Source organism: Pseudomonas sp. 57B-090624, assembly GCF_003234055.1.
GTDB lineage: Bacteria > Pseudomonadota > Gammaproteobacteria > Pseudomonadales > Pseudomonadaceae > Metapseudomonas > Metapseudomonas tohonis.
This window is the reverse complement of the sequence record NZ_QKRU01000017.1, coordinates 36854-50191: the sequence shown is the minus strand read 5'-3', so window position 1 is coordinate 50191 and position 13338 is coordinate 36854. Positions and strand designations below refer to the sequence as shown.

Below are 13338 nucleotides of genomic sequence, written 5' to 3'. Positions count from 1 at the left end.
TCCTGTGGGCCCGCTGTCGAGCAACGGCCCCCACTCGCAAAGATGGAGCCCGATACCTCATCAGTGCTGATCGCTATCTACTCGCAGGCTGCCCTATAGGCACCCGCAAGCCAACGATCAACCCGACCGGCAACCACAGCACGACCCAATAGGGGCTAGGCCGACTGAATATGGATGAGATATCCGACACCATCGCCACCAGGGCAAACACCAAGGCCGCCAGCGCCACACGGGCAGCGGGATCGGCACGCAGCCGCCACGCCTTGAGCAGCACAGAGCCAAGCAACAGCAGGAACAAGGCGAAGCCGATGACCCCGTACTCGAACCACAGCTGCAAGTACTGGCTATGGGCGCGATTCACCACGTCGCCCCATGGATAGCGGTAGATCAGGTCGACGCCGGCGCCCTTGCCCAGGATCCAGAACTCGGGCAGGCGGTCCAGCCAGTTCAGCCAGATCGGAACGCGCTGGCTGGTGCCCAGAAACCATTCATGCTCAACCCGCGACCAGAACACCACCATCATCAGCAGTATCGCCAGGGCGCCGATCAACAGAAGGATGCGCGCACGCCGTTGCGGACTTAGCAGCAGCAGGGTCAGGCTGCCCGCCAGGGTCGAAAACCAGGCCCCGCGCGAGAAGGTCAACAGCACATACACCAACAAGCCTGCCAAGCCGACAAGCACCGGCAGCCAGGCCCATGCCTTGAGCTCACGCTCAACCAGGACGCTGAGCAGCAGGACGGCAAAGACCCCGTGATAAAGGCCCGCCGGGATGGGGTGTGAGAAATCCGCGAAACCGTGCCAGCCCAACTCTCGCAGCCGACCCGTGCTTCGGAGTACTTCGTAAGCTAGCGGCTTATCCAGAATGACAAACTGAACGATCAGAGTCAGCCAGGCAAAACAGCAGGCGAGCAGCACCGCGAGAGCCAGGGGAATTCCGATCACGCCTTTGCTCATCAGATGGCTGATCGTGAACACGTACAGCAGGATCAGCAGCGCCACCTTCAACCAGTAGCCTGGCCACTTTTCAGCGCCATCGAGGCTGCCACGCAGTACCACCCAGCTCAGCAAAGCCAGCAGCGCCAGAGCACAGGGCTGGCGCCACAGGGGAAGCGCTAGGCGCTCGACCAGCAGCAGAACCAGCGCCGGCACGAACAGCAGCAGGTAGACCTGCGTGGCCTGACGGCTGCCATCGTTATTGAACAGAAAGCCGCTCAGTTGCACGAACAGGCCCAAGGCCAACAGGGCCAGACCGGGTCTCGACAGCAGGGCTCGCAAGGATTCCCAGGACATGGAGGGGCCGGCGCTCAGCATTGGGGCTGGTCCTTGTCCCGCGTCGCGGGTCTCAGGCGAGCAACGGCCAGCAGCAGCAAGTAACGGCTGTTGGTGCGCAGATAACGCCAGAGCAGGCGTCGAGGCTCCAGCAACAAGCGGAACAACCACTCCATGGCGATCCGCCGTACCCAGCGCGGTGCCCGTGGCAACTGGCCGGAAAGTACGTCGAAGGAGCCGCCTACTCCCATGCCCACCTTGACGCCCAGGCTCGACCAGTGGGTTTGCAGCAAGAGCTCTTTTTTCGGTGAGCTCATGCCGACAAACAGCATGTCCGCTCCACTGGCACGAACGCCCTGAATCACGTCGGCTTCCTCACTGGCCGTGAAGTAGCCATTGCGCATACCGACAATTCGCAAGCCGGGGTAACGGGCCAACAGGCGCTCGGCGGTCTGTTCGACCACCTCCTGGCGAGCGCCGAGCAAATACACCGAAGCCTTGGCCTCCGCGGCCATTTCGCACAGCAGCCCCATCAGGTCGATCCCCGCGCAGCGCGATGGTGCCTTGATGCCCAGCGCCTTGAGCCCCAGGGCAATGCCCGCGCCATCGATATGGACGCGCTCCGCCTCGTGCAGCGCCTGCATCAGTGAGGGGGTGGCGCGCGCGTCGACCAGCTTGGCGACGTTGAGCCCCTCCAGTCGCAGGCGACAACCGTCCGTGAGGGCCTGACGGGCCTGCTCGATCATTTCCCGGGTGCTGAGCAGATCCAGAGGGCACCCCAGGAATTCAATGCGGCGGCTATCCGGTTCGCTGTTCATGAGTGAGTGATTCTGTGTGGTGGGACGTTGGCGAGGTGCTGCGCAAGGTGGCGCCGCAAAGCAGCCAGAAGGCGCCTGTGCCGGAGACCGTGAGCAGGTGTTCGGAGCTGATCAGGGTAGTGGCAAGGCCCAGGGTCAGCCAGAACACTGCGAGCACCATGGGCTCGCGGTCCCTTCGGTAGCGGTTCCACAAGGCCAGGGACATGTTCAGGTAGAACCAGAGGAACAGCAGCGCGGCAGGAAGCCCCAGCTGAAACGCAATGCTGAAGATGGCCCCTTCCCCCCCGCCGATCAGCGTCTGTTGCTGCTGGGCCGCCTGTGCCCCCTGCGCACCGAGGCCGGCACCGAACAGCACGACCCTGGGCAGATCCTGCAGGTTCTTCTGCAACGCCATCCAGTGGCCGATGGTTGAACCGTCCAGGAAGTTGATGCTCATCTGGACAATGCTATAGGACGCCAACGCAATCACGCCGCAAGCAGCAGCAGCCACCAGCCAGCGCACGAAGCGATGACGAAACAGCGTGGTGCCGCTGGCCAGGTACCCGATCAGGGCCAGGCTGCCGGCCAGCATGGCGCCGCGCGTTCCTGACATCCAGACGCCCACGAACAGCACGCCGCAGAGCAACAGGCCGAGATAGCCGACGCGTTTTGGCGACCAGGCGATGGCCACCACGGCCACGACCGCCAGGAACATCCCCTGTGCCAAGGGCGCAGCCAGCAGACCGGCCGCCCGTCGTTCCAGCTCGATGCCGCCGTAGAAATTCCAGGGCAAGCCACTTTCCCAGTTGGCGCCCAACGCCATGCCCTTGATATCGCGCATGTAACGCGGATAGCCGATGGTCTCGGTCCAGAATGCCGTGTTCTGTTGCTCCCAGACGCCAAACAGCGTACTGGCGATGCCCAGCAGCACCAGCAGGGCGACACAGGTCCGCAACTGTCCGGGGCGGCGTACGCAGTAGAAACCCAGGAGGAAGAACAGCACGGGAATCATCAACGTGCCATAGGAGCCTAGCAGGATGCCCGACGACGCATTCACCCTGTTGACCAGCAGGTAGCTCAGCGCCACAGCGCTGTAGGCCACCAGCGGCAGCAACAGGCGCGCGGACAGACGGGTGCTGAGCAGACAGCAACCCGCGAGCACCACCACCAGCATGTCTCGCAGATTGCGCAGCAGCCCCACCCCTGGCCAGGCACCGTCGCCGTAAAGCCAGGCGCTACCGAGGTCGCCCAAGTGCACCCAGAGGATGATGAGCAGCAGTAGCCTGAACCTCATCGCGGCGCCTGCTCTTCACGATGGCGGCGATGCTGTCGCCAGCGTTGCCACTCGCCGACCAACCCCGGCCCCAGCACGCGTATGGCCATGGTCTTGAGCAGTGCCTTGAGCCGGTCCTTCGGGCCCCAGCCGACCCGTAAGATCCACTGATCGATCGCATCCACTACCTGCTCCGTTGCCGGTGCCACGGGTTGGCACATCGGCGTCGCCGGGCGCAAGGCCTCAAGCCACAGGGTCCCCTCCAGCGCCGTCAGCGGATGAACACCGCAGTACACCACCTGCAGTCCAGCCGCTTCGGCGAGGCGACGCAGGCTGTCGGTACAGAAATAGCTCAAGTGTGCCGGGTGGACGAACAAGCGGGTCTGCCAGTCGCTCATCAGATCAGGCACTTCCACCCACAGGCGGCCCCCATCGCGCAGGGCCCTGGCGGCCTGCTGAAGAAAACCGAGCGGGTCGATCAAGTGCTCGAGCACATGGAAGGCCACCACCCCATCCAGGCTCCGCTCCGGCAGATCGGCCAGGCTGTCGATGAAATGTACTTCAGCCCGCCCAAGCAGGGCCTGGCGCTGGGCCCCGTCCGGCTCACTGGCGCTCAGCTGCAGATCGCTACGCTGCTGCGCAGCCTGCCCGAGGAAGGCGCCGAACCCGGAGCCCATTTCGAACAGGTGTGCCTGTGGCGGCAGGTTCGCGCCAATCAGGGAAAACCGTTGGCGTGCCACGTCGACGTCGCCGCGCCAGGCAAAAAACCGTGCCATGCTGCGCCAGGGCACCTCAGCCGGGAACAGGCGGCGGTAGGGGCCGGTGTAAAAACGTACCAGCCCGGCTTCGCTGAAACCGGGGGCCAGATACACCGTGGCGCAATAACCACAACGCATGAGGGTCTGCCCGGAGTGGGCGTAGACCTCAGGCCAGAAGGCGCACTGCCCGGCACTGCTGCCACAGACGCGGCACTGGCCGGTAGCCACTGCCAGGCCCCAGTCGTCGACGCGCTCAGGCATAGACACTCCGGTACCAGAGGGCCACCGATAGCGCCCACCACAGCGTACTGTGGCTATGCGGACTGGCCAGATGCCCACGCAGCGCATTCAAGTCGAGGAAGGCGTCCAGTTCGGTCGGCAGATCGTCCAGCAGTTCGCGCCAGGGCAGTTGCGCCAGCAGGAACTGCTCGGCATGACCGAAGCCGGTATTTTTCGGCATGGCGACCAGCCGATCCGGCAGGACGCCCTTGAAGGCATCACGCAACAGACCCTTGGAGCGCCCGCTGCCCACGCGCTCAAGGGCCGGCGTTCGGAATGCACGCTCGACGAGGCGGAAATCCATGAACGGGCTGCGCAGTTCGATACCGGCACTCATGCTGTTGCGATCGGCCATCCGCAGTGCCATGGGCAGCAGGTTGTCCAGTTGGTCCTCGCGCATGCGCTGCTCCAGGCGGCAGCACATCCGCTCGCGCACGATTGCCAGGCGCTGTCGCTGGCACTCCCACAAGCCAGCACTCATCACCCCCACACTGGGGCGATGACGCCGCAGCAACGGCCCCAGCGACGCCAGCGGCAGGTCCCAGACCAGGCGGTTGAGCAGCAGCCCGGCAGGAAAGGTGCGCTGTCCGAGCAGGCGGGCCAACTGGAGCAGGTGTCCTGACCACAGTGCATCCCGGGCAGCCACGGAGTGATAGCGGGCGGAATAGCCGCCGAACAGCTCATCGGCCCCCTCACCGGACAGCACCACCTTGAATCCCTGATCAGCAATGGCGCGATAGGTCCTGAAACTGGCCAACACCGAAGGCGTGCTGAACGGTTCCCCCTGCACTGCAACCAGGCTCATCAGCTCTGCGGCCGACGGGATAGCGGTAAAACGCACCACATGATGAAGCTCGCCATGGCCGCTTTCGGCCATGAACTGTGCTGCCCGCGCCGACTCATCGAACACTGCCTGTTCGGTCGCGCTGTAGCCGTAGGTAAACGCCCCCTCGAGCCGCTGCCGGGGTTGTTGGCTGGCGTTGAGCGCCACCCGGGTAATGATCGAGCTGTCCAGACCGCCGGACAGCAGGCTGGCCACCGGCACGTCCGCTTGCAGGCGCAGGCGTACCGCATCCTCCACCATCTCCCGCAGCTCCGAACTGGACATCGGCTCGGCGCCGCCGGGTTCGGGCCAGTGATGGTAAGGCGCCTGACTGAAGCGGCCGGTTCGGCTCATCCGTCCGACCACGCCAGGCGTGACGGCCCGTATTCCCTGGAAAAAGGTGGCAGTGCCCTGCTCGGAGAACCCCGTAAGCAGGAAGTCGAACAGCTTTTCCGGGTTGGGCGCCGGATAACCCCCGAGCATTTCGGCAATGGCGCTGGTTTCACTGGCCAGCGTCATCTGCCTGCCATCGTGATGCAGGTACAGGGGCTTTACGCCCAGACGGTCACGGCAATACACCAGGTCGCCACTGGGTGCATCCCAGAGCACCACGGCCCACATGCCGTTGCAGCGGGAAAACACCCCCTCGCCCCAGGTTCGCCAGCCATGCAGGAGCACCTCGGTATCGCCGTCGGTCACGAAGACACAGCCCAGCGCTCGCAGCTCTTCACGCAGTTCGACAAAGTTGTAGATGGCACCGTTGAACACCAGCACCGTGCCCGTTACCGGGCAACGCATGGGCTGCCCGGCGGCGCCACGGGTATCCAGAATGGCCAGGCGGCGATGCCCGAGCAACGTCGGCGGCACCGCCTCGACCATCAGCAGCCCCTCGGCATCGGGGCCGCGGCGGGCCAGGCGGGCCAGGGCACGGCTCGCCCGCGGCTGCAGGTCCGGTATCTCGTACAGCGCACGTACCGCGATCAGGCCACACATGGTCGACACTCAAGCGTATTCATCCATCCACCCTGCGATGTGGTTCGAGGTAGCAAGGACGCCGCCCCAACAAGCCGACCAAGGCCGGTACCGCCAGCATGATGGCCAGGCCGCCCGCCCAGCTCGTTCCGACGCTGGCGCACGCGACCAGCGCACCCGCCAATGCCAGCATGCCCCAGCGACCCGGACGCATCCCGAGCAACATCAGCAGCGCACTCATCACCAGCAGCATGCCCACGACCCTGGCCCATAGCAGGTAGCCAGGCGCTTCTTGCCATACGGCCATGAGCTGCAGCAGGGCACTGGCACCGAGCCCGAGAAAGAACGGCCGCACGAACTGCCCTTCGCGACGGCTACCGATCAACACCAGCACCAGAAACCCGCTGGAAGCAGACAAGCCCCAAGCCAGCACCAACAGCCCTGAAAACCCCAGCCATTGGCGTTGCTCATCCGGCAGCTCAAGGCCTTGTGCCAGCGCCCCCAGCAACAACAGGTTGACGGTTGCCCAGCCCAGCAACGAGGCCACCGCCATGATTCGCTGGCGGCCGCGCACGCGGGCGGCATCCCCCAGCAACAGGCGCGACAACTGACTCTGCACCCCGGAAAGACCACCGAGCACATGGTTCAACAGCAGATAGACGGGCATGAAACCCGGTGCCAGGGGGGCCAGCAGAAAGGGGGTAAGCCGGTCATGCAAGGTTCCGCATACCCCCAATGCGGACAGATGCAGTGCCGCCCCCACCTGCCCCTTGCCGAACATCGGCAGCCAGAGCAGGCGCTGGCGGCTCATGGCGATGTTGATGGCGGCCTGGGTGAAATACCCCAGACTTACCGCCACCCCGGCGCTGGCAGCAGGTGACAGGGGCAAGACAATGCTGACGGGCCACCACAGCAGCAGCGCGGCCGGCCAGGCGATCTGCGCCACCAGCAACCCACGCAGGCGCTGGCCGGAGACGATAAGCGGTGCGGAAAAGTTGAACAGCGCGAACACGCTGGCGGGGGCGGCACTGAACAGGTACTGCCGGCCGGCCTGGTCATCGCTGTAAAGCACCCATCCCGTCAGGGCAAGCCCCATCAACACAAGGGTAGCGATCAGCCGGTGCCCCTGCGCGCAACGCCAGGTCTCCAGCCAATCGCTGAAGCTGCGGTCTTCACGCAGAAACAGCGAGGCATAGCCCAGGTCGGCGAGAAAGATCAGGGTGATCAACAGCAGATGCGCCAGGCCAACCACCCCGTAGCTGGCCGCACCCAGGAGCTGCAACAGCAGAAGCTGGAACGCCAGGTTGGAAGCCTGCCCCAGGCCATAGGTCGAGGCCGCCAGCACGAATGAATGGGTGATCGACCCAACGCCATGGGAAGGCTCGGATGACTCTGGAGCAAAGGCCGCAGGCCGGGGTACCGAGTCTGGTTTCACAGTACCCGGTCCGGAAACACGACCTGGCGCAACGCCTCGCTGAATGCCAGACGCGGCTGCCAGCCAAGCAACTCCAGGGTGCGCCTGGGGTCACCCAACTGACTGGGACGATCGACACGCCGCTGGCGGGCCGGATCCACCTCCACCCTGACCTGTACTCCAACGATATCGCCGAGTTGCCGCACCAGTTGCTCGACGGAATGCTCCACACCCGAACACAGGTTGAGCACATCGAACGGCACATCCGTGCGGGGGTCGTGCAGCATGGCGATCAGGCCGCGGGCAATGTCGTCGGCATGCAGGTAGTCCCGCCGGGGCGTCAGGTTGCCCAGGCGTATGCAGCCATCGCTCGACTGACGCAGCTGCTTGAGTACATCGGGGATCAGATGGGCATTGGGATCATCATGACCCACCGCATTGAAAACCCGCGCCACCCGGCCGATATGCCCACCGCGTGCACTCCAGAACTTCAGCTGCTGCTCGTTGCAGTACTTGGACAAGGCATAGTTGTCACAGGGCGCCAGGGGGCTGGAGAGCTCCGAAAGCGGCCCTTCCTGCCACGCGTAGACGGCGCCACTGGAGGCGATCACCAGGCGACTTATCTGCGCCGCTTCGGCGGCGGCCAGCAATCGCTCGGTGCCCACCACATTGACGTCCAGGCAGTGCGCACGCTGCATCTCGCAGGTGGGGATATGGTGAACCGCCGCCAAGTGCAAAATGGCGTCGGGCCGCCAGGAGCCTAGCAAGTCGGCGACTGTCTGGGCGTCACATAGATCACCCACCACCGCCAGGCTGGCCTCGGGCGGCATCGTCAAGCCGCTGGACAGGTTGTCCAGCACCGCCACGTCGCCACCCGCCTCGCGCCACTGCCGCACGACGCGGCGTCCCAGCATGCCGGCACCGCCGGTCACAAGCAGGCGCATCACAGCGCTTTATCCACAATCAGCCAGCGCCGCATGGAGCGTGGCAGCCACGTCAGCACATCCAGCTCCCTGCTCAGCGCTACATGTAGGGCAAGCAGGATGGAAAGCGCAACGAAGGTCAGCACGAATGCAGCGCCCCCCATAACCAGCGGGTTGCGCTGCATCACGGGCATCGTGGAAATCGCCGAGCGTGTCTTGATGCCGATGGCCTGCTGGCGCGATTCGGCCTGTGCCAGCTTGATGTTGATGTCCTCGGCCGCCTCCCGGGCCGCGGAGTTTTGCTGTGCAGAAGCGGCAAGCACCTGTTCGCGGTTGCTCTTGAGCTTGTCGAGAATGTCCTCACCCGAGGTAGCGTTGCGGATCGTGTCGTCCACTCCGGCCAGCAGTCGCTCGGTCCAGTCGAGCTTGTCCAGTTCACGCTGGGCCGCTCGCGCCTTGGCCTGCAGTTCGGAAATCGTGCTTTCCAGGGCGACGATCTGCGGCAAGGGCGACAGGTATTTGCCACCACCGTCGCTGACCGAAAACAGGGTGCTGGTTTCCAAGTGACGCAGATCCGGGTAGCGCTCCAGCAACTGGCGCATGTCGGCGATGCGCTGGCGGTTCTGTTCAATGTCGAACTCGGCCTTGAGCACATCCAGCTTGAGTTGCGGGCGATGATCAAGGGCGGCCTGGCTGGTCCTCGCCAAGTCGATCAGGCTGTTGGCCAGAAAGGCTTCGCGTACTTGCCGAGCGAGGGCATTGATGGTCTGGCTAGCTTGTTCCTCGTCGGACACCCGCAGGGTGAACTCCAAGCCAAGCCCCGTACTGTTCTGGATTTGCGCAACAGGAATATCCCGGGCGTCGTCCCGATTGAGGGAGGAGCGATAGCGCACGTTCTGAAGCCAGAACTCGGGGTTGAGTGCGCGGTTACGCAACTGCATGCGATCAGGGGCTGCGGCTGACTGGTGGTCGCCGAAAGCGTGATCGACCCAGCGCTTGTCCCAGAGAAACGACTGCGCCTGCCGCCACTCCTCAAGCGTTACCTTTGGCACTTCGAGCAGTGCGGACACGCCATAAAGCGGGCGATTGGCTATCCAGGCAGCCACGGCAAACGCCGCCAACAGCGCCAAGAGCAGCAGCAAGCGACCAAACCGCTGATAGAACTTCAGGGCTCGCAGCGCCAGCTCCACCAGCGAAATTTCGTCGTGATGCCCGATAGGTTTTGCTGTGGGCATTGTATGCATCATTCCAACCTGGTGGGCCTGCCTGCAATAACGTGCAGGCGGTCTGCCAGTCACGTCGCAAAGTGCGAGAATTTGCCATAGCCACCAAACCGCTGCAATGCGCTGACCGAGTTTGGATCGCCCGATGAATAAAGACAGGTCGTTACCATCGTCTTGCAGACTGCTAGAGTGCTGCCTCTTTTTGTGGACTCCTTCGACTCAACGCGAGAACAGGCATAGATGGCATTTTCTCTGCTCAATCAGCTTCGCCAGATCAACCGGCATCTCGTCGAACTTCCCTGCCCTGGCTGCGGGCAATTCGATCCACAGCTTATCTGGCGATATGACCGTTATTTTCTGCGAGTCAATCTGTCGGTCTGCCGACATTGCAGCCTGGTCTATCTGGCGCGTGGAATGAAGGACGACACCCAAGCGCGCTTCTACGGCCAGCTATACCCCCGCCTCATGCGACAACCACCCGCCAGCAAAGCGGTGTGGAACTATCGGCTGATCGCTGGCTATCGGTTTAGCGAAATCAGCAACGTTGTTGGTCAGTGCCAATCGGTGCTGGATATCGGTGCCGGCCTGGGCTTCTTCCTGGAGGCCTGTCGCGCCCATGGCTGTGAACACTACATGGGCCTGGAGCCAGGCGGCCCTCAGCGCGATCATGCGGTACAGGTACTGGGCTTGGGCGAACACGTTCGCCCAGAGGAGCTCGACGAACAGACGCAACTGCCTTTCGCACCTCGGCTGGTGACATTGTTCCATGTCTTGGAGCATCTCCAGGAGCCCGGCAGAGCACTGGCTCGGATAGCCAAGCTGATGGACCCGCAGGGCTGGCTGGTGATCGAGGTTCCGGATATCGAGGCTGACTGGCCCGAGCTTGGCCTGTCGCAGGTGCATGTTTCGCACCGCAGCTATTTCTCTGCGCAAACCCTTGAGACGTTGTTGAACGCCAATGGGTTTTATGCCCACCACTGGCGCCAGGAAGCTCATGGAATCTACGAAGGCAATCTGCGCGTGTATGCACGGCTCAGCGCTCCGGCGACACCTGCCGTCGCGGCGCCGCCACCATCAGCGGGCAACATCCGCGCTCACATCCTCAAACAGATTCGGCCTCTGAGTCTGCGTAACGGCTATCCGCGGCTGGCGTGGCGGCTTGCTCGTCTCTAGAGGGGGTCGAAACCGTTACACGTTCCGGCTCACTGCGCCCATGACCGCTGCGCAGCAGCGCCATCGGTGTGGCTAGCAGGATAAACAGATCCAGCCACAGCGACTGGCGCCTAATGTATTCCAGGTCATCGCGCACCCGTGAAGCCATGTCGGATACGGCGCGGGTTTCCCCACGCCGCCCACGAATCTGGGCAAGCCCAGTGATACCGGGCCTGGCGGCCTGCCGCGCGGTGTAACCACAAACCTTGGCGCCGTAATGCAGGTCATGAGCGACCGCGTGGGGCCGTGGGCCGACCAAGGACATATCACCGCGCAACACATTGATCAGCTGTGGGAGTTCATCAATCCCCCAGTGACGCATCCACTTGCCGAGCGGCGTGATACGCGGGTCATCGCGGCGCGCCTGGGGCGCCAGCAGGTCACTACCGGCAGCCACCCGCATGCTGCGGAACTTCAGCACGGTAATGACTGAACCCTGCAAGCCGAGGCGCTGCTGACGAAACAGTATCGGCCCGCCATCCTGCAGCCGAACCATCAGCGCGATGACCACCAGCAACGGCGCGCAGCCACTGAGCAGAATGGCTGCACTGAGCAGGTCGAACAGACGCTTGGAGGCCGCAGTCACACCCGAACACGCGAAAGCCCCATGCAGAGATGGCGAAGGGCAGTCGGCTAGAACGGGATGGGGTGGAGCAGTGTGCAGGCAGGTGTCGAGAATCACCACGTGATCCGACAGGTGCCGGGTTTGCCGATCCGTCAACCAGCCCAGCGCGTGTTCACGCGGCAGTTGCATGGCGATCGGGCCAAGTTGCTCAGAGAACAAGCTGATATGTGGGCAACTACCCGCCAGCAATACCCTGGGCATAGGAGGATGCCAGGCAGCAACTCGCGGGCTGATTACCTCGAGCAGCAGCAGCGCCGTGCTGGCCAGCACCAACCAGCTCAGCGCCCATGACACCGCCAGTGAATAGCCGAACAACGGCATCACACAAACCACCATCCCCAGCCCCAGCAACAGCTGGCCGGCGCCAGTGGCCAGGCGTTCGGCCAAACGATGCCTGGGACGCAGCAACTGCCAGTCCAGGACCATGAACGGCAGCGCAGCCATCAACGCCAGGTCCCAGGTGCCTGGCCAGACAGTACCGGGCTCGATGACCCAGCCTGCCAACCAGGCCGAGGCAAAAACGCTCAGACCACGGGCCAGAAAACGGGAGCGAGGGATAGCAGACATCAGGCTCAATGACCTCGCTGGCGCAGCGCCAGCCGGAAAAGGCGAACGAGAGGGTAGAGAAAAGCCAACCCGCGCGGTAGCTGCAGCCATTGGCTGTCCTTGGCCGTCGGGCTCAGCCAGCCGGTCAGCGCCTGCCAACGTGCCGGCAGCCTGTCTTGCAGGGCGATGTCCAGGCGTACACGGGCGAACAGGCCTTGCCTCTTCGCGACTTCGTCATCGCTCAGTGATCTGCGCAGCGCCTCCAGTGCCAGCTCGACCATCTCGCTGCTTGCCCGGGACGGACGTCGTACCTGCTGCAGCGGCGCTGGAACCTGAAAACCAAACAGCCTGGTCAGCAGACTGAGGCAGGTGTCCAGCATGGCGCAGGTGCCGCTGTGCTTCACCTGGCCAGCGAGCAACTCGAAGTCCAGGTCGGCATGCTGCAGCAATGCGTAGATGTCCATCAGCCAGATCAGGCGACGAAAGCAGTGCTGGTTGGCGTGGGCGATCAGATAGGGCAGGGCGTAAGCCGGCGCCAGACAGGTCACATCGGTGCCGTGGAGGTCGACGACCTGGGTGATTCGCTGCGGGTCACGGAGCAGGTGCTGGTGACGCAAAAGTCGTCGATGCAACTCCACGCGAGGCTGATGTTCCGCATGCGTCAGTACCAGTTCATGGGTGGCGGCGGGAAGGGGCCAAGGCTGCCCGGGGGCGATGCGATAACCCAGGCTCTGCAACACTTCCAGGCCCACGGGCCATTGCTCGGCCTCCAACAGCACGTCCAGGTCCACACCGCCCCGAGCACCAAGAGAGCCATACGCCTGCAACGCCAACGCCGGCCCCTTCAGCGCCAGCGGCCGCAGGCCTTGAGCAGTAAAGGCCGTGACCAGGCGCTTCAGCCCGGCCCCCAGCGCCAGGGCGCGCATGACAATACGCTGACGCTCGGCCAGCAGCGGCGCTCCATACACGGGATCCAGGGCTTGCACCCTGTCGAGCTGCAACAGGCCTGCCACCCCGTGGTGGCGGATGAACTGGCAAAGCGCTGGCGGCGCAGGCGCAACGAATGACTGCTCGAACCCCATCAACCACAACGTGGCCTGCATCAGCCCCGCATCACCATGGCCGGTCTCAGCCTCGCTGGGATCGGCGGCGCGCTCAATGCGATGCGCATGGGGTGTGAACATAACGGGCGCGTATCCATTCCGGTGAATGACCAACTGATT

General features: G+C 63.8%; 11 protein-coding genes. 1 reads left to right on the top strand and 10 read right to left on the bottom strand.

Going from position 1 to position 13338, the window contains the following annotated elements:
- Positions 1 to 73 precede the first annotated feature (73 nt).
- The 8 genes from DMX10_RS10765 to DMX10_RS10730 all read right to left on the bottom strand — a co-directional run bounded on the left by DMX10_RS10765 (position 74) and on the right by DMX10_RS10730 (position 9744).
- On the bottom strand, positions 74 to 1312 hold the full coding sequence (locus DMX10_RS10765) for an O-antigen ligase (protein WP_256604790.1): 1239 nt from the start codon (positions 1310 to 1312) through the stop codon (positions 74 to 76).
- The gene (locus DMX10_RS10760) at positions 1306 to 2088 is read right to left on the bottom strand and encodes a WecB/TagA/CpsF family glycosyltransferase (protein WP_111261048.1); all 783 of its coding nucleotides are present in this window, start codon (positions 2086 to 2088) and stop codon (positions 1306 to 1308) included. Before DMX10_RS10760 ends, DMX10_RS10765 begins: the two co-directional genes overlap by 7 nt.
- Positions 2069 to 3361 (bottom strand): hypothetical protein, encoded by a 1293-nt coding sequence (locus DMX10_RS10755; RefSeq protein ID WP_111261047.1) that lies wholly within the window; start codon positions 3359 to 3361, stop codon positions 2069 to 2071. The genes DMX10_RS10760 and DMX10_RS10755 overlap by 20 nt, the downstream gene beginning before the upstream one ends.
- Entirely contained in the window at positions 3358 to 4359 is a 1002-nt protein-coding gene (locus DMX10_RS10750) for a class I SAM-dependent methyltransferase (RefSeq protein WP_111261046.1), read from the bottom strand. Before DMX10_RS10750 ends, DMX10_RS10755 begins: the two co-directional genes overlap by 4 nt.
- A complete protein-coding gene (gene asnB / locus DMX10_RS10745; protein ID WP_111261045.1) occupies positions 4352 to 6193 on the bottom strand; it encodes an asparagine synthase (glutamine-hydrolyzing) in 1842 nt (613 codons plus the stop codon). Before asnB ends, DMX10_RS10750 begins: the two co-directional genes overlap by 8 nt.
- Positions 6194 to 6212: 19 nt before the next feature.
- Complete coding sequence (locus DMX10_RS10740) at positions 6213 to 7517, bottom strand: hypothetical protein (protein WP_111261044.1); 1305 nt, start codon at positions 7515 to 7517, stop codon at positions 6213 to 6215.
- An 86-nt stretch (positions 7518 to 7603) separates the two neighbouring features.
- Entirely contained in the window at positions 7604 to 8530 is a 927-nt protein-coding gene (locus tag DMX10_RS10735) for an NAD(P)-dependent oxidoreductase (RefSeq protein WP_236206152.1), read from the bottom strand.
- Entirely contained in the window at positions 8530 to 9744 is a 1215-nt protein-coding gene (locus DMX10_RS10730; protein ID WP_111261042.1) for a hypothetical protein, read from the bottom strand. Before DMX10_RS10730 ends, DMX10_RS10735 begins: the two co-directional genes overlap by 1 nt.
- A gap of 228 nt (positions 9745 to 9972) precedes the next feature.
- Here DMX10_RS10730 and DMX10_RS10725 point away from each other — a divergent pair, with 228 nt between their 5' ends.
- A complete protein-coding gene (locus DMX10_RS10725) occupies positions 9973 to 10905 on the top strand; it encodes a class I SAM-dependent methyltransferase (protein WP_111261041.1) in 933 nt (310 codons plus the stop codon).
- Here DMX10_RS10725 and DMX10_RS32395 read toward each other — a convergent pair.
- A complete protein-coding gene (locus DMX10_RS32395) occupies positions 10835 to 12136 on the bottom strand; it encodes a sugar transferase (protein WP_236206150.1) in 1302 nt (433 codons plus the stop codon). The two genes, DMX10_RS10725 and DMX10_RS32395, sit on opposite strands and share 71 nt — an antisense overlap.
- 5 nt (positions 12137 to 12141) lie before the next feature.
- Positions 12142 to 13299, bottom strand: coding sequence for a nucleotidyltransferase family protein (locus tag DMX10_RS10715; RefSeq protein ID WP_111261039.1), 1158 nt, complete (start codon positions 13297 to 13299; stop codon positions 12142 to 12144).
- Positions 13300 to 13338: the final 39 nt, after the last annotated feature.